Source organism: Streptomyces venezuelae, from assembly GCF_008642295.1.
Classification (GTDB): domain Bacteria; phylum Actinomycetota; class Actinomycetes; order Streptomycetales; family Streptomycetaceae; genus Streptomyces; species Streptomyces venezuelae_C.
The window spans coordinates 975,118-993,068 of record NZ_CP029190.1; the positions used below are offsets into that span (position 1 = coordinate 975,118).

The following is a 17,951-nucleotide window of genomic DNA, read 5'->3' on the forward strand; positions in this document are numbered from 1 at the left end:
CGCGGCGGCAGCCACGTCCATGGCCCCCTGTTCCGGCCCATGACCTGTGACGTGGCGCTGCCACATGCGACACAGCAGAGGAGCCTCCGTGATCCCTCAGCCCGCCCAGCCCGCCGCAGCCGCCCCCACGGTTCCGGCGCGCGACCGTGTCATCGCGCTCAGTCCCTTCACCGAGCCAAACCCGGGCCTGGTGATCGCCGCCGAACGCGCCGGTTCCCTCGGGCTCCTCGACCTCGGCCGGGATTCGGCCGCCGCGCACCGTGCCCTGGCCGAGCCGGCCCGCTGCCGGCCGGCCGGAAGGTACGGGGTCCGGGTTCCGGCCGGCTGTCCGATCGGTCCGGCGGAGCTGCCGGCGGCCGTGGACACCGTGCTGCTGGCCGACCCGGCCCTGTTCGCCCGGGCCGGGGAGTGGACGGCGAACGGACGGCGCCGGGTCTGGGCCGAGACCACCTGCCCGGCGGAGGCCGCCGAGGCGGTCGCCGCCGGGGCGGACGCCGTGGTCGCCAAGGGACACGAGGCGGGCGGCCGGGTCGGCGCGGCCACCACGTTCGTCCTGCTCCAGCAGCTGCTCGCGGACCCCGCGGTCGCCGTCCCGGTGTTCGCCCTGGGCGGGATCGGCCGGCACACGGCAGCCGCCGCCCTCGCAGGCGGAGCCGCCGGCGTCCTGCTCGACGTACAACTCGCCCTGACCGCCGAGGTGGAGCCCGGCCTGCCGGCCGAAGTCGCTGCCGCCCTGCGGGCCATGGACGGCAGCGAGACCCGGCTGGTCGACGGCCACCGGGTGTACACCCGGCCCGGCATCGCCCGGCCGGACGGTCCGGTGGCCGCGCTGCTGGGTGCCCGGGGGCTACGGGAGCAGCTGCTGCCGGTGGGGCAGGACGGCGCGACCGCGGCCCGGCTGGCCGCCCGGTACCGCACCACCGGCGGGGTGCTCCGGGCCGTCCGCGAGGCCGCGGCAGGGCATCTGGCGGCGGCCGTACGGAGTGCACCGCTGCGCCCCTCCTCGGATGGCGGCCGGCTGCCCGTCGCACAGGGCCCGATGACCCGGGTCAGTGATCAGGCCGGGTTCGCGGCGGCCGTGGCCGAGGGCGGCGGGGTGCCGTACCTGGCGCTGGCGGTGATGGAAGGCCCGGACGTCCGGCGGCTGCTGGCCGAGACCGCCGAGCGGCTGGCCGGCCGCCCGTGGGGGGTGGGGCTGCTCGGGTTCGCGCCGGCGGAGCTGCGCCGCGAGCAGCTGGCCGCGGTGGCCGATGCCCGGCCCCCGTACGCGATCATCGCGGGCGGCACCCCGGCGCAGGCGGCCCCGCTGGAGGCGGCCGGCATCCGGACCCATCTGCACGTACCCTCCCCCGGGCTGCTGGAGCAGTATCTCGCCGACGGGGCACGGCGGTTCGTCTTCGAGGGGCTGGAGTGCGGCGGCCATGTGGGACCCCGCGCCTCCTTCCCCCTCTGGGAGGAACAGATCGAGCGGCTGCTCGGCTGCGCCGATCCGGCGTCGCTGGACGTGCTGTTCGCAGGCGGGGTCCACGATGCGTGCTCGGCGGCCATGGCCGCCGCAGCCGCTGCTCCGCTGGCCGGGGCGGGGGCCCGGGTCGGGGTGCTGATGGGGACGGCCTACCTGTTCACCGAGGAGGCGGTGGCCGCCGGGGCGGTCCTGCCGGGCTTCCGGCAGGCGGCCCTGGACTGTACGGAGACCGTGCTGCTGCACACCGCGCCGGGCCATGCCACCCGGTGCGCGGCGACCCCGTACGCGGAGACCTTCGAGGCCACCCGGCGGCGGCTGGAGGAGGGCGGCGCCGAGCCGCGCGAGGTGTGGGAGGAGCTGGAGCGGCTGAACCTGGGGCGGCTGCGGATCGCCAGCAAGGGGCTGCGGCACAGCGCGGACGGCCGGCCGGTGCCGGTGTCCGAGGAAGTGCAGCGCGCGGAGGGGCTGTTCATGCTGGGCCAGGCCGCGGTGCTGCGCGGGGAGCCGACCACGGTGCGCGCGCTGCACGCGGAGGTCACCGAGGGCGCGACGGAGCTGCTGGAGCGGCGGGCCGCGGACCTGGCCCGGGAGTGGGGCGGGCCGGCGTCCGGGACGAACGGACCGACAGCCGCCGCACACGGGCCGACGGCCGGTACGGGTGGATCCGCCGCCGGTGCGGACGGGTCGACGGCCGGTACCGGCGGGTCGACGGTTGGTTCCGGCGGGTCGACGGCCGGTACCGGCGGGTCGACGGTTGGTTCCGGCGGATCGGCCGCCGGGACGGACGCATGGGCCGCCGGCGGCGGCCACGGCGCGGCGGCCGATCCGCTGGACATCGCGATCGTCGGCATGGCCTGCGCCTACCCAGGTGCGCCGGACCTGGCCGCGTACTGGTCGGCCGTACTGGCCGGGACCGACGCGGTGACCGACGTGCCGCCCGAGCGCTGGGATCCGGCCGTGTACTACGACGCCGACCCCGCCCGCGCCGGTGAGCGCACCCCGTCCCGCTGGGGCGGATTCCTGGCCCCGCTGCCGTTCGACGCGCTCGCCCACGGCATTCCCCCGGCCTCGCTCGCCGGCATCGAGCCGGTGCAGCTGCTGGCGCTGGAGATCTCCGCCCGGGCCCTGTCCGACGCCGGCTACGACAAGGACCGGGAGTTCGACCGCTCCCGGACCTCGGTGGTGTTCGGCGCGGAGGCCGGCACCGAGCTGGCCGGGGCGTACGGACTGCGCGCCCTGCACCCCGCCTATCTGGGCGAACTCCCGGCCGGGCTGGAGGAGCAGCTGCCGCGGCTCACCGAGGACTCCTTCCCCGGCATCCTCGCCAATGTGATCGCCGGCCGGGTCGCCAACCGGCTGGACCTGGGCGGGGCGAACTGCACCGTGGACGCCGCCTGCGCCTCCTCCCTGGCCGCCCTCGACCTGGCATGCCGTCAGCTGCGCGACGGTGACAGCGACATGGTGCTGTGCGGCGGTGCCGACGTACACAACGGGATCAACGACTACCTGATGTTCGCCTCGGTACGGGCGCTCTCGCCGACCGGGCGCTGCCGGCCCTTCGACGCGAGCGCGGACGGGATCGCCCTCGGCGAGGGGGTGGGCGTACTGGTGCTGAAGCGGCTGGCCGATGCGGAGCGGGCCGGCGACCGGGTGTACGCGGTGGTCAAGGCGGTGGGCGCGTCGAGCGACGGGCGTTCGCTGGGGCTGACCGCGCCACGGCCGGAGGGCCAGCGGCGGGCTCTCGAACGGGCCTACCGGCGGGCCGGGGTCAGCCCGGGCGAGGTGGGCCTGGTGGAGGCGCACGGGACCGGCACGGTGGTGGGTGACAGCACCGAACTGGCGGTGCTGACGGACCTGTTCACCGAGTCGGGGGCGGCGGTCGGGTCCTGCTCGCTGGGCTCGGTGAAATCGCAGATCGGGCACACCAAGTGCGCGGCGGGGCTGGCCGGGCTGATCAAGGCCGCGCGGGCGGTGTATGCGGGGGTCCGGCCCCCGACCGTACACCTGGAACGGCCGAACCCGGCGTGGCAGGCGGACAGCAGTCCGTTCTGCTTCGACACCGAGGCCCGGCCCTGGCCGGTGCCGGTGGAGAGGCGGTTCGCCGGAGTGAGCGCCTTCGGCTTCGGCGGCACCAACTACCATGCCGTGCTGGCCGGTTACGGGTCTGCCGTCGAGCCGGAGCCCCGGCACGGACAGGATGCCTGGCCGGCCGAACTGTTCTTCTTCCGCGGCGAGGACCGGCGGGCGGCGGGCCGGGCCATGGCCCGGCTGGCGGCCCGGCTGGAGCAGAACGATGCCGCGGGACGGCCCTGGGCGCTGCGGGACCTGGCCGCGGAGACGGCGCTGGCCGCAGGCCCGGAGCAGCCGGGACGTCCGGTACAGGTGGCGCTGGTGGCGTCCGGGCCGGACGACCTGGCGGCCCGGCTGGAGCGGGCCCGGGCGTTTACCGCGGGCGACGGGGTCCACGTACGCGACGAGTCTGCCGATCCGGGCCGGGTCGCCTTCCTCTTCCCGGGACAGGGCAGTCAACGGCCGGGCATGCTGCGGGAGTTGTTCACCGCCTTCCCTTGGCTGCGGCGGGAGTTGCTGGACGGGGCCCCGGCGGCGGTCATTGCGGCGATGTTCCCGCCGGCCGCGTTCTCGCCGGAGGACCGGGCGGCCCGGCGGGCCGCGGTCACCGACACCCGGGTGGCCCAGCCGGCCCTGGGCCTGGCGGGCGCCGCCGCGTACCGGCTCCTGGGGGCGCTGGGCGTACGGCCGGACTGCACGGCCGGGCATTCGTACGGCGAGCTGACCGCACTGTGGGCCGCCGGGGTGTACGACACGGAGAGCCTGCTGCGGCTCAGCGCCCGCCGGGCGGAGGCGATCCTCGCGGCGGCGGGGGCGGACCCGGGTGCGATGGCCGCGGTGGCGGCGGCACCGGAGGAACTGCGGGCGGTCGCCGAGCGGGCCGGGTGCGTGGTGGCAAACCACAACGCGCCGCGGCAGAGCGTGCTGTCGGGGCCGACGGAGGCGGTGGCCACGGCGGTCGCGGAGCTGCGGGCGGCGGGCCGGTCCGCCGAACCCCTGCCGGTGGCCTGCGCGTTCCACAGCGCGGTGGTGGCGGGGGCGGCGACGGCCCTCGCCGAGGAGCTGGCCGGGACGGCGGTTGCCGACGCCGCCGTTCCGGTCTGGTCGAACGCGACGGCGGGCCGGTACCCGGCCGATCCGGCCGCGATCCGGCGGCTGCTGGCGTCCCAGGTGGCGGAGCCGGTGCGGTTCGTGGAACAGATCGAGGCGATGTACGCGGACGGGGTGCGGACGTTCGTGGAGGCGGGGCCGGGACGGGTGCTGAGCGGGCTCGTGGGGAAGATCCTGGGCGACCGGCCGCATAGGGCGGTCCCGCTGGACGTGCCGGGCGAACACGGCCTGCTCCGGCTGCTGGGCGCGCTCGCTGAACTCGCGGCGGCGGGCGTGCCGGTGGCGCTGGACGCGCTGTTCCGCGGCCGTACGGTGGCGCTGCCGGAGCGGGCGCCGCGGCGGCCGGGCTGGCTGGTGGACGGCCACCTGACCCGCACTTCGTCCGGCACCCCGGTCCCGGGCGGCCTCCGCCCGGCCACCCGCGTCACCGCGGACGCGCTGCCGGCCGGGGTGCGGGCGGGTACGGGTGCGGGGGCGCTTGCCGCGCAGCCGTACGCCGCCCAGGCGAACGGGACCGTGCCGGTCCCGGGTCAGCCCGGCTCCGGCCGGGCCGGCCAGCCGGGCGCGGCCCCGTACGGCGCGCAGGGCGCAGGTGCGCCCGCCGTCCCGGGACAACCCGGCCAGGGCGCGGGCGCGCCTCCCGGGCAGCCGGGCGGGGCGTACCCGTACGCCGTCCCGGGCGGCAGGGCCACTGCGCAGGCGTACGGGCCCGGCCCGGCCGACGCGTACCCGTACCCCGCTGCGGGTGCGGGTGCGGGTGCGCTCGCCGCGCAGGCGAACGGGACCCCGGCGCCGAGGCCCGCTGCGCAGGGCGCGGCTGCGCCTCCGGGGCAGCCGGGCGGGTCCGGGCCGGCGGGGGCGTACCCGTACGCCGTCCCGGGTGGCGGGACCGCTGCGCAGGCCTACGGGTCCGGCCCGGCCGACGCGTACCCCGCTACGGGTGCGGGCACAGCCGCCGCGCAGGCCAACGGGGCCGCCGTGCCCGCCCCGGGCCAGCCCGGCTCCGGCTGGACCGGCCACCCGGGCGCAGCGCCGTACACCGTGCAGGGCGCAGGTACGCCCGCCGTCCCGGGCCAACCCCGCCCAGGTGGCGCAGCCCCGTACGCCGCGCAGGCGGGCGGGACCCCGGCGCCGTACCACGCGCGGGAGGCCGTGGTGCTGGAGTTTCTGCGCGGGGCGCGGGAGTTGGTGGCTGCGCAGCGGGACGTGGTGCTCGGGTTGCTGGGTGCCGACGCCGGGACGGTGGCCGGGGTGCAGCACCGGCCGGACGACACCGCCTGGGCCCAGGCGGAGCCGGCCGAGCAGGCCGTTGCCGCGACCCCCGCGGCCGGGGCGCAGCCGGAGCCGTACCCGGCCGGCGACCACCGGACCGGAACCGGAACGGCGAGGGACGCGGGCGACCCGCCCGCCACCGCAGCCCCGGCCCCGTCCCCGGCCCCCGCCGAGGAGTCCGCGTCGGCGCTCGTGGACCCCACGGCGGTCATGGACGTCGTGCTCGACATCGTGCACGCCCGGACCGGGTACCCGCTCGACATGCTGGAGCCCGGCCTCGACCTGGAGGCCGACCTCTCCATCGACTCCATCAAACGCGTCGAGATCATCGGCGCCCTGGCCGACCGCATCGGGCTGCCCCGCGGCGAGGACGCCTCCGGCGAGACCGCCGTGGAGGAGCTCGCCCGGATCAAGACCCTGCGCGGCATCGTCGACTGGATCACCTCCCGAGCACCCGGCACCACGGAAACCAGCGGCACCACGAGCACCGGCGACGGCCCCGCGGCCGACGACGCCCCGGCGACCGCCCCGGCGCCGCTCACCCGCCTGCGCATCGGGCTCGTCCCGCTCGCCCCCGCCGAGGGCGAAGACCCGGCGACGGTGCTGCACGGCCGCCGGTTCGGGATCGTCGAGGACGGGTGCGGAGTGGCTCCCGCGCTCGCCGGGCTGCTCCGTGCGCACGGAGCCGACGTGTCGACGGTCGGCGACGGCCAGGAGGATCTGCCCCAGGCCTCCGGCACGGCGGGCGGACTCGACGGTCTGGTGGATCTCACCGCCCTGCGCCCCGCCCCGCACCCGGTGCTCCCCGAACGGTTCCCCGCCCTCCGGCATGCGCTCACCCAGGGCACCGGCCGGCTCCTGCTCGTCACCGGGTTCGGCGGCACCTTCGGCCACCGGACCCGCACCACGGTGACCGGCAACGGCCACGCCCCCGACCCCACCCCCGGCGCCGGTCTGCACGGCTTCGCCCGCAGCGCTGCGCTCGAGTACCCGGCCGCGCTGGTCCGGGCGGTCGACGTCGACCCGAAGGACCAGCCGGAGCGGATCGCCGCCCGCCTGCTGGCCGAACTGTGCTCGGCCGACGGCCCGGTGTCGGTGGGATACCCGGCCGACGGCCAGCGCCTCGGGCTGCACGGCGTAGCCGCCCCGCTCGCCCCGCGACCGCCGGCGGTACCGCCGCTGCCCCCCGGCGCGGTGGTCCTGCTGACCGGAGGCGCCCGCGGCATCACCGCCCGGACCGCCCTCGCGCTGGCCCACAGCACCGGATGCCATGTCGAGCTGATCGGCCGTACGCCCCACCCCTCCCCCGAGCCGGACCGGTTCCCGCACGCGACCGACCGGGTCACCCTGCGCGCCGCCCTCATCGCCGACGGCCTGCGCGCACCCGCCGAGATCGAGGCCGCCGCCTCCCGCATCCTCGCCGACCGCGAGGTACGGGCCACCCTGGCCGCGCTGGCCGGACCGGCCGCCTCCGTGCGCTACCACTGCGCGGACGTGACCGACGAGGCGGCCGTACGGGCGGTCGTGGCCGACGTGCGGGAGCGGCACGGCCGGCTCGACGGGATCGTGCACGGCGCCGGAACCCTGCGGGACGCCCTGCTCCGGGACAAGGAACCGGCCGCGTTCGCCGAGGTGTTCGCCGCCAAGGTGGCCGGTGCCCGCCATCTGGCGACGGCTGCGGCCGAACACGGCCAGGCACCCGCGCCGGCCTTCCTCGCCCTGTTCGGCAGCGTGGCCGGGGTCTACGGCAACCGCGGCCAGACCGACTACGCAGCCGCCAATGACGCCCTGGACACCCTCGCCCACGCCTGGTCCGAGTCCTTCCCCGGCCGGGTCCTGGCCGTGGACTGGGGCCCGTGGGCGGCGGAGGCCGGCGGGATGGTCACGCCGGAACTGGAGCGCGCCTACGCCCGGCGCGGCATCCCGCTGATCGAACCGGCCGCCGGGGTGGCCGCGTTCCTCGCCGAACTGGCCCTGGTCCTGGCCCCGGTCTCGGCCTCGGTCCCGGTCCCGGCCTCGGTCTCCCGGCCGGATGACGGCGACCGGACCGTGCAGGTGGTCCTGATGGCGGAGCCGGACGGGTCCGCGGAGGTGGACGGCCGTGGCTGAGCTGCGCCGGGGTCCCCGGCCCACGGATGCCGCGATCGTCGGTATGGGTGCCGTCTTCCCGGGCGCCGCCGACCTGGCCGCCTACCGGCGCAATCTCCTCGCCGGCGCCGACGCGATCGGCGAAGTGCCGCCCGGGCGCTGGGATCCGGAGGTGTACTACGACCCGGAGGGCGCGGCCGGTCCGGCCCGCAGCGACCGGTTCTACTGCCGGCGCGGCGGTTTCATCGACGGGCTGACCGCCTTCGAGCCGACCCGGTTCGGGATCATGCCGGCCGCGGTGGAGGGCGCCGAGCCCGACCAGATGCTCGCCCTGCAGGCGACGGCGGAAGCCATCGCGGACGCCGGCGGCGAGGAGCGGCTGCCCGCCGACCGGTCCCGGATCGGGGTGGTGCTGGGGCGCGGTGGTTTCATGGGAGTGGCCACCGCGCGGCTGGACCAACGGGTGCGTACGGCACACCAGTTGGTACAGACCCTGCGGGAGGTGGCGCCCGAGCTGGGCGAGGAGCGGATCGCCGGGATCCGGGCGGCCTTCCAGAAGGCGCTGGGACCGGAGCGGCCGGATGCCTCGATCGGCCTGGTGCCGAGTTTCACCGCGGCCCGTACCGCCAACCGGCTGGACTTCCGCGGCCCCGCCTACACCCTGGACGCGGCCTGCGCCTCCTCGCTGCTCGCGGTGGACCAGGCGGTCGGGCTGCTGGCCGGCCGGAGTTGCGACGCGGTGGTGGCCGGTGCGGTGCACCACTGCCATATCGCCACGCTGTGGAGCGTGTTCACCCAGCTGCGGGCGCTCAGCCCGAGCGAGCGCATCCGGCCGTTCGACCGGCGCGCGGACGGCACGCTGCTGTCCGAGGGCACGGGGGTGGTGCTGCTCAAGCGGCTCGCGGACGCGGAGCGGGACGGCGACCGGATCTACGCGGTCGTCCGCGGTACCGGCGTGGCCGGGGACGGCAGGGCGGCCAGCCTGATGAGCCCGCTGGTGGACGGCCAGGTCCGGGCGCTGGAACGGGCCTGGCGGGTGGCCGGGCTGGATCCGGGCGCACCGGATGCCCTGGGCCTGCTGGAAGCGCACGGGACGGGGACCCCGGTCGGCGATGCGGCCGAACTGGAAACGCTGGCCCGGGTGTTCGGCGCCGGCCCGGCCGCGGGTGCGGCCGGCGGCCCTCGGGTGGGGCTGGGTTCCGTGAAGTCCATGCTCGGGCACACCATGCAGGCCTCTGGTATGGCCGGGCTGATCAAGGCCGTGCTGGCCGTGCACGAGGGGGTGCTGCTGCCGACCCTGCATGTGGAGGAGCCGCACGAGGAGTTGGCGCGGACCCGGATGCGGCTGGTGACGGCGGCCGAGCCATGGGAGCGGGAGCGGGGTACGGCGCCCCGCCGGGCCGGGGTCAACGCGTTCGGCTTCGGCGGGATCAACACGCATGTGGTGCTGGAGGAGGCGCCCGGCGGCGGGGCGGTCACCGCCACCGCGCCGGTACGGCGTTTCCTGCCGCTGGGCGGGGCGCAGGCCGCGCCACCGGGGCCGGGCGCGCGGGACGACGTACTGCTGCTGGCCGCGGACACCCCGCAGGAGCTGGCCGCCCGACTGGCCGAACGGTCGGCGGAGTTCGGGGCGGCGGTGCACCCGCCCGAGACCTACTCCGATGCCGGCACCGACGCCGGCACCGAGGCCGGCGACCGCGTCGGCGACGGGCCGTGCCGGCTGGCGGTGCTGGGGCCGACCCCCCAGCGGCTCGCCCTGGCCGCGAAGGCGGTGGCGCGCGGCCGGCCCTGGCGGGGCCGCGGCGAGGTGTGGTTCACGCCGGAACCCCTGCTGGGGCCGCGCGGCGGCGGCCGGGTGGCCGTGCTGTTCCCGGGCCTGGAACCGGAGTTCGCGCCCGCGCTGGACGATGTGGCGGACCGCTTCGGGCTGCCGCGGCCCCGGCTCACGGGTGGCAGTGAGCTGATGGAACGGGCCCTGGACGCCATCGGGGTCGGCCGGTTCTCGGCCCGGGTCCTGGACCTCATCGGCATCGAGGCGGATCTGCTGGCCGGCCACAGCCTGGGCGAATGGGCGGCGATGGTGGTCGCCGGGATGTACCCGGAGGAGGCCGTCGACCGCTTCCTCGGCTCGCTGCGCCCGGACTCGCTGGAGGTTCCGGACCTGGTGTACGCGGCCCTCGGCTGCGGAGCCCGGCAGGCGGAGGCCGCGCTGCACGGACTGGACGGGGTGGTGCTCAGTCACGACAACTGTCCGCACCAGTCGGTGGTGTGCGGTGCGCCGGAGCAGGTGCGGCAGGTACTGGAGCGGCTGCGCGGCGAGGGGGTGCTGGGGCAGGAGATGCCGTTCCGCTCCGGCTTCCACACGCCGATGTGGGAGCCCTATCTGGGGCAGGTGCGGGGCGCGTTCGCGCGGTTGCCGCTGCGGTTGCCGCCATCGGTGCCGGTGTGGTCGGCGACCACGGGGGCGCCGTACCCGGCCGAACCGGAGGCGGTGCGTGCGCTGGTGGTACGGCACCTGCTGGAACCGGTGGACTTCCGGGGGCTGACGCTGCGGCTGTACGAGGAGGAGGGCGTACGGGCCTTTGTGGCGGCGGGGCCGGGCAGCCTGCCGGGGTTTGTGGAGGACACCCTGCGGGGCCGCGAGCACCTGGCCGTGGCCACGTCCGGTCCGCGGCGCTCGGGGCTGGAGGCGCTGCGGCGCACGGCGGCGGCGCTGTGGACGGAGGGCCTGTCCCCCCGCTGGCACCTCCTCACCCCCGGCCCGGCGGCCCCGGTCGGCCCGGCCCGGCGCCGGCCCGGCGTCCAGGTGGCGTTGGACCTCGGCTCGCCCCTGGTCCGGCTCACCGAGCCCACCACCCGCCCCCGGCCCGCCGCGGCCCCGCCCGGCCACGGACCGGGGACCCCGAACAGGACCCGCCCACCGGCGATGCTGTCCGCCCTGGACCTCGACCCCGAGCCGCCGGCCGGCACCGCAGGCCCGGCGGACCCCGGCCAGGGCCCGGGCGGCCCGGGCGCGGTCAGGCCGGCCGCGCCGCCGGCCCCGCAGCGGAGCCGGCTACGGCTGTCGCTCCGCGAGCTGCCCTACGTACGCGATCACTGCGTGTACCAGCAGCCCGAGGACTGGACCGTGGATTCGGACCGGTTCCCGGTCGTGCCCATGACCACCATGCTGGAACTGGCGGCCGATGCCGCCCGCCGGCTGCACCCCGGCGGCACCCTCGTCGGCTACGAGGACGTCCGGGCCCTGCGCTGGCTCGCCGTGGAACCCGCCACCGAGATCGAGGTGACCGCGCGCCCCGACGGCCCCGGGCGGGTGCGGGTCGCGCTCGGGGACTGTGCCGTGGTGGTGGTGCTGTTCGCGGAACGACACGACGCGCCGCCGCCCCCCGACCGCACCGCCCTCCGCGACCCAGGCCCCGCACCGGTGTCCGCCGAGGCGCTGTACCGGGACCGGTGGATGTTCCACGGTCCGGGGTTCGCCGGCGTCCACGAGGTGTCGGCGGTCGCCTCGGACGGTATCCGAGGGGTCCTGCGCGCCCTCCCCGCCCGCGGCGCACTGCTCGACGCCGCCGGTCAGCTCTTCGGGCACTGGATGCAACTCCGGCTGCCCGTGGACCGGTTGGTCTTCCCGGCCTCCGTGGACCGGATCCGGTTCCACGCCCCGCCGCCGGGCCCCGGCCGGCTCGTCCACGCCACCGCCCGGATCCGGGAGGTCCGCGACCTCACCGTGCGCGGCGACGTCGAGCTCCGTACGGACGGCGGAACCGTCTGGGCGCGGATCGAGGGCTGGACCTACCGGCGGTTCGCCGCCGACGAGCGGGTCTGGCCGATGAAGTTCACCCCCGAGGTGTGCGGCATCGGCGAGCCCCAGCCGGGCGGCTGGTGCGCGGCCCGCCGCCGGTGGACCGATCCCGCCTCGCAGGAGCTGGTGATGCGCCGCTACCTCGGTGCCGCCGAGCGCGCGGCGTACGAGCGGCTGTCGCCGCGGGCCCGGCCCGCCTGGCTGCTGGGCCGGATCGCCGCCAAGGACGCACTGCGGCAGCTGCTGTGGGAGGGCGGGGCCGGGCCGGTGTTCCCGGCCGAGGTGCCCGTCGGGCACGATCCGGCGGGCCGGCCCGTCCCGGAGGGGCCGCTGGTCCACGGGGTCCGGCTGTCGATCGCCCACAAGGACCGGGTCGCCGTGGCCCTCGCGCACCGCACCGAGGCGGTGGGCATCGATGTGGAAGCCGTCACCGCCGATCCGGCGGCCCTGGTCCGGGTGGCGCTCGGCCCGGGCGAGCTGCGGCTGGCCGAGCGGATCGCCGCCCTGACCGGCACCGGGCCGGAGGCGGCCCTCACCGCCCTGTGGTGTGCGAAGGAGGCCGCTGCAAAGGCGGAGGGCGCCGGAATCGGCGGCCGGCCGCGCGACTGGGCCGTTGTGGACGTCCCGGCCCCGGACAGCCTGCTGGTGGTCTCCCCCGGCGGGCGCCGGCACCTGGTGCGGACCTCGGTCCTGTATCCGCTGCCCGCCGCGACCACCGCCACGACCGCCACCGCCTCCGAGTACGTCGTCGCCTGGACGGAGGTCCGCGTCCCGGCCGCCCCTTCCCCCATCGACCGCTTCCCCGTCACGGAGACCAGCCATGGATTCTGACCGTTCCGACCGTCCTTCCCGATCCGCTTCCCCGCACACCGCCGACATCCTCGCCGAGATCACCGCCATGCTCGTGGAGATCGTCGGCGACGAGTTCCTGCTGGCCGAGGAGGTCACCATGAGGACCACCTTCAACGAGGACCTGGCCCTGGAGAGCATCGAGTTCGTGGCCCTCGCCGAGCTGCTCCACCACCGGTACGGACAACAGGTCGACCTGATGGGCTTCCTCGCCGAGAAGGACATGGAGGCGATTCTGGCCATGTCGGTCGGGGAGCTGGTCGAGCACATCGGCCGGGTCACCCAGGCCGCACTCTCCCGCCCGCACCGGGCCGGCCTCTCCGCCCCCTCCCCCGCCGCGGCCGGCTGAGCCCGCCATGGCCGAGGTATCCGCCAACGGGCTCCGCTTCCACGTACAGCGACTGCCCGCCCCCGAGGACGCCGCCTCCGCCCGGCCCGTGGTGGTCTTCCTGCACGGGCTGGTCGTCGACAACCTGTCCTCCTTCTACTGCCCGCTCGCCGTCCCGGTCGCCCGGTCCGGCCACGAGGCAGTCCTCTACGACCTGCGCGGACACGGCCGCAGCGAACGGCCCGCCGCCGGGTACGACAGTGCGACGGCCATCCGGGACCTCGTCGCCCTCCTCACCGCGCTCGGCTTGGGGCACCGGCCGGTGCATCTGGTCGGCAACAGCTACGGCGGCACCCTCGCCGTGCACGCCGCACTGGCCCGGCCGGACCTCGTCGTCGGCCTCACCCTGCTCGAACCCCCGCTCAGCGGGGCCTGGGTGGAGAACATGGTCGACACCCTGTCGGCCGCCGCGCTCAGCCTGGAGGACAGTGAGGTCCCGGGCGAGTTGCGCTCGCTGCGGCTGCGCAAGGCCGCCAATCTGACCGCCATCGCCGATCGACTCCTCAACCGCACCACGCTCATCGACGACATCGCGGCCGGCCGCACCTTCACCGCGGCCGACTACCGGCGGCTGTCCTGCCCGGTGCTGATCGTATGCGGGGAGCACTCGGAACTGGTGCCGGGTGCACTGGAGTTGGAGCGGCACGCGGACCGCTGTTCGGTGGAGATCCTGCCCGGTCTCGGGCATGACGTCCTGAAGGAGAGCAGCGGCGCCCTGCGCAAGGCCGTGCTCGCGCACCTCGACGAGGTGGCAGCCGCCGACGGCCGCCGGGCGGGGGCGCTGGTGCCGTGAAGATCCTCTTCGTCGTCCCGCCGCTGGCCGGACACGTCAATCCGACGGTCGCCGTCGGCTCCGAACTCGCCGGCCGCGGCCACGAGGTCGCCTGGACCGGGCCGGCCGGGGTGCTTTCGGGACTGCTGCCCGGCCACGCCCGGATCCTGCCGGCCGGTGATCTGGCCGGCGACTCGTACGTCTCCCTGCACGAGCGGTGGCGGGATCTGCGCGGGGTGCGGGCGCTGCAGTTCCTCTGGGAGGAGGCGCTGGTGCCGCTGGCCCGGGCCATGGTGCCGGGGGTCACCGAGGCCGTGCGCACCTTCCGCCCGGATGTGGTGGTCGCCGACCAGCAGGCGCTGGCCGGGCCGGTCGTGGCGCGCCGGCTGAAGGTGCCGTGGGCGACCTCCGCGAGCACCTCGGCGGAACTGACCGGACCGTTCGAGGGGTTCCCCAAGGTCGGGGAGTGGGTGGCGGCGCAGATCGCCGGACTGCTCGCCGAGTTCCCCGGCGGCGCGGAGGCCGCCGACTGGGACCCGCGGTTCTCGGAGCGGCTGGTGCTGGTGTTCTCCACTCCCGAACTGGTGGGCAGGGAACGGGATTTCGCGGGCCATTACGCCTTCGTGGGCCCCGCCTTCGGCTCGCGTCCGCCTTCCCCCGGCTTCCCCTGGCGGCAGCTCGATCCCGACCGCCGCCGGGTGCTGGTCTCCCTGGGCACGCTCAACCGGGAGGCCGGTGGCCGGTTCTACGCCGCCGTGCTCGGCGCGGCGGAGCGGCTGGCCGGATCCGGGGTCCAGCTGGTCCTGGCAGCACCGGCCGCTTTGGTCCACAGCGTGGCCGGGGGCCCGCTGCCGGACGGCCTGCTCCTCCGGGAGACCGTGCCGCAGCTGGAGCTGCTGCCGCACCTCGACGCGGTGGTCAGCCACGGCGGCCACAACACGGTGTGCGAGACCCTCGCCCACGGGCTGCCGCTGGTCCTCGCACCCATCCGGGACGACCAGCCGATCGTGGCCCAGCAGGTCGTCGATGCGGGGGCGGGGGTTCGGGTGCGGTTCGGCCGGACCCGCGCCGAGGAACTGCGGGACGCGCTCACGGCCGTGCTGGACGAGCCCGGCCCGCGCCGGGCCGCCCGGCGCATCCAGGCCTCCTTCGCCGCGGCGGGCGGAGCCGCCGCCGCGGCCGACCATGTGGAGAAGCTGATATGACGCCGCCCTTCCCCCCGACCAGGCCGACCGGGCCGACCGGGCACGCCAAACCGGCCCGCGGCTCCGTTCCGTGGGTGTCGCTGGCGCTGATCACCGCGCTCGGCGCCGGAACCGTACGGGCCCGGCAGCGGCTGCGCGCCCTGCCGGTACTGCCCGCCGCCACCGGCCCCACCGGCTCCCCCGGTGCCGCCCTCCTGCCGCGGCCGGCCGGCTGGTACCTGATCACCGCGCCGGGGGTCGAGGCCGACGCGGCCACCTTCCTGGCCGCCTGCGCGTACGCCGACCGGCAGGGCCTGCGGGTGCTCGACCTGGTCCCGGCGGACCTGCCCGCCGAGCAGGCCCTCGGGCTGCTGCGGCTGGTGGACCCCGCCGCCTATCCGCTGGACCGGCTGGCGGAGGGCCGGGGCGCCGGGTACGCCGTACTGGTCGCCGAGGACGTCCTGGACCGCGGCGGCCCCGGCGACTGGACGTCGGCGACGGCACCGCGCACCCGCGCGGAACTTCTCGCCCTGGTACGGCGGTTGAAGGAGTTCGCCCCGGCCGCCACCGGGCTGGCCGTCGCCCCCGGGCTGCGCTGTGGCCCGGGCTCCCAACCGGCGGACCGGGCCGCCGAGCTCCGGGCCCAGGGGCTGCCGCCGGGTCCGCTGGCCGGTGCCCAGCTCGCCGGGCTGGGCGCGCTCACGGCCGGATGCCTCCGGCAGGGTCGCTGGGGTGCGCTGGCCGCGGCCCTGTACTGGCTCCAGCCCTACGCCGTACTCGGCGGGCGGCGCGGGCCGCTGCGGCCGGCCGATCTGGCCCGGGCCACCGCGGCGCGGCCCTGGCACTCCCTCCGCGCGGCCCTCCGTACCGCCGGCGCCGCCCCAACGCCCGGCCCCGGCCCCGACGGGGTCCCGAACGGCGACGGTCCGGACCCCGCCGCCGCCTACCGGGTCGAACTGGCCGCCGGCACCGACCGGTTCTTCGAGGCCCGCCGCTGCGACTGCCCCTGGTGCGGTTCCGAGCAGCTCGCCGTCCTCGTCCGGGTGCCGGACCTGCTCCAGGGCAAGCCCGGCCGGTTCGTCCTCGAACGGTGCGGCGACTGCGGGCACGTCTTCCAGAACCCGCGGCTGACCCCGGAGGGTCTGGACTTCTACTACCGGGACTTCTACGAGGGCCACGGCGGCGAAGGCGCGGGCACGGTCTTCGGCCGGCTGGGCGAGTCGTACCGGCGGCGGGCCTCGATGGTCCGGCCGTACGCCCCGCCCGCCGGACCCGCGTCCTGGCTCGATGTCGGCACCGGCCACGGGCACTTCTGCAATGCCGCGCGCGCCGTGTGGCCGGACACCCGGTTCGACGGGCTGGACATGGGCGAGGGGGTGCGGGCGGCGGAGCTGCGCGGCTGGGCCGGGACCGGATACCAGGGCCAGTTCCCGGAGTTCGCGGTGAAGCTGGCCGGCCAGTACGAGGTGGTCAGCATGTTCCACTACCTGGAGCACACCCGCGACCCGCTGACCGAGATCGACACGGCGGCGACGGTGCTCGCCCCCGGCGGCCATCTGCTGATCGAACTGCCCGATCCGCAATCGCGGATGGCCCGGCTCCTCGGACCGGCCTGGCTGCCCTGGTTCCAGCCGCAGCACCAGCACCTGATCCCGGCCGCCAACCTGCGGGAGGCACTGGCCGAGCGCGGGTTCACCGTGCTGGCCGAGGAACACGGCCCGGCGCACCAGGGCAACGACTTCTTCGGCGCGGTGGCCCTGACCGTGACCCGGCTGGCACCGGATCCGGACAGCCCGTGGGCCGTCCGCACCACGCCGGGGCGCCGTGCGCTGCGGCATGCGGTGCGGGTCGCGGCCCTGCCCTGCTTCGTGGCCGCGGCCGGGCTCGACGCGGTCCGTTCCGCGGTCGCCCGGGTCACCGACGGCGGCAACGCCTACCGGATGCTGGCCCGCAGGGACGAGGAGTGAGCGCGGTGACCGCGGATGCGCAGGACCTGGCCCGCCGGGCCACCGCCGACCCCTTGTTCCGGCTGGCCGCGTACGCCCTGGAGGCGGCGCACGGCCGCCCGCCCGCGGCGGTGTGGAGCGCCCCGCACGCCTTCCATCTGGCGCCCGGGCTGGTGGCGGCGGCCGGCTGGCCGGTGGCCGCCGCTGCGGCACCCCGTACGGACGGCCTGGTGCGGCTGAGCTCGCTGAGCCATCCCGCGCACAGCTGCGATCTGCCCCTCGAACCGGCGGGCGGCGGGGACCCCGAGCGGCTTGCCGCGGTCCCGGACTGGGCCGCCCGGCCGTACCGGCTGCTGCGGGCGCTGGCCCGGGCCGGGTACGGAGCCGGGGGGACCGATCTGCATGTGCAGAGCTCGCTCACCCCGGCCGCCGGGCTGGCCACCGCCGAACCGGCGGACTGCGCCATCGCACTGGCCGTGGCCGACGTCCACGGGGCGGCCCTGCCCCGGCCCGAAGACCCGGCCCGCGAGGAACCGGCTCGCGAAGACCCGGCCCGCGAGGAGCTGGCCCGGCTGATGGATGCGGCACTGCCCGGCGGGGACCCTGCGCTGCGCCGGGCCGTGCTGTTCGCCCGCCCCGGCCGGGCGCTGCTGCTCGACCCCGCCGGTCCGGCCCGCCCGGTCGCGTTCGACCCGCCGGCCTCCGGTGCGCGGCTGGTGCTGATGGCCGTACGCGGGGAGCCGTCGGAGTGGGCCGGGGAGCTGGGGCGGGCCATGGAGTGTGCCCGGCGGGCCGGGGCGCTGAGCGCCTGGCCGCCCGGGGAACGGCCCGGGCGCAGCGCGTTGGTGCTGCTCCCGCAGGACCGGGTGCCGGCGGTTCGGGCCGGGGTCTCGGCGGAGTTCCGCGACCGCGGCCGGCCGGTGCCGCGGTTCCTGAACATCGCCGTGGCCGGTGCGGCCCGGCGCGCGGAATGACCCGTACCACCCATCACCCTCGAGGAGTACC

The 17,951-nt window shown here is 77.0% G+C and carries 7 protein-coding genes; all 7 read left to right on the top strand.

Features of this window, described 5'->3' with window-relative positions:
- Nucleotides 1–91: 91 nt before the first annotated feature.
- From DEJ50_RS04395 to DEJ50_RS04445, 7 genes are read left to right on the top strand one after another with little or no spacing between them, the layout of a single operon-like run.
- Nucleotides 92–8,026, top strand: a complete 7,935-nt coding sequence (locus tag DEJ50_RS04395) for a type I polyketide synthase (RefSeq protein ID WP_223838064.1) — start codon at nt 92–94, stop codon at nt 8,024–8,026.
- A complete protein-coding gene (locus DEJ50_RS35160; RefSeq protein WP_190344281.1) occupies nt 8,019–12,638 on the top strand; it encodes a type I polyketide synthase in 4,620 nt (1,539 codons plus the stop codon). The genes DEJ50_RS04395 and DEJ50_RS35160 overlap by 8 nt, the downstream gene beginning before the upstream one ends.
- A complete protein-coding gene (locus DEJ50_RS04425) occupies nt 12,628–13,005 on the top strand; it encodes an acyl carrier protein (protein WP_150206142.1) in 378 nt (125 codons plus the stop codon). The genes DEJ50_RS35160 and DEJ50_RS04425 overlap by 11 nt, the downstream gene beginning before the upstream one ends.
- Nucleotides 13,006–13,012: 7 nt before the next feature.
- Entirely contained in the window at nt 13,013–13,837 is an 825-nt protein-coding gene (locus DEJ50_RS04430) for an alpha/beta fold hydrolase (protein WP_150206144.1), read from the top strand.
- Nucleotides 13,838–13,839: 2 nt separating this feature from the next.
- Nucleotides 13,840–15,021, top strand: coding sequence for a glycosyltransferase (locus tag DEJ50_RS04435; RefSeq protein ID WP_150211895.1), 1,182 nt, complete (start codon nt 13,840–13,842; stop codon nt 15,019–15,021).
- Nucleotides 15,018–16,967, top strand: coding sequence for a class I SAM-dependent methyltransferase (locus DEJ50_RS04440; RefSeq protein WP_223837591.1), 1,950 nt, complete (start codon nt 15,018–15,020; stop codon nt 16,965–16,967). Before DEJ50_RS04435 ends, DEJ50_RS04440 begins: the two co-directional genes overlap by 4 nt.
- A gap of 5 nt (nt 16,968–16,972) precedes the next feature.
- Nucleotides 16,973–17,920, top strand: coding sequence for a galactokinase (locus tag DEJ50_RS04445; RefSeq protein ID WP_150206146.1), 948 nt, complete (start codon nt 16,973–16,975; stop codon nt 17,918–17,920).
- Nucleotides 17,921–17,951: the final 31 nt, after the last annotated feature.

Excerpts from the sequence above, each read along its gene's own strand:
- DEJ50_RS04440 (WP_223837591.1), top strand. The coding sequence starts at position 15,018 with ATGACGCCGCCCTTCCCCCCGACCAGGCCGACCGGGCCGACCGGGCAC.
- DEJ50_RS04430 (WP_150206144.1), top strand. The coding sequence starts at position 13,013 with ATGGCCGAGGTATCCGCCAACGGGCTCCGCTTCCACGTACAGCGACTG.
- DEJ50_RS04425 (WP_150206142.1), top strand. The coding sequence starts at position 12,628 with ATGGATTCTGACCGTTCCGACCGTCCTTCCCGATCCGCTTCCCCGCAC.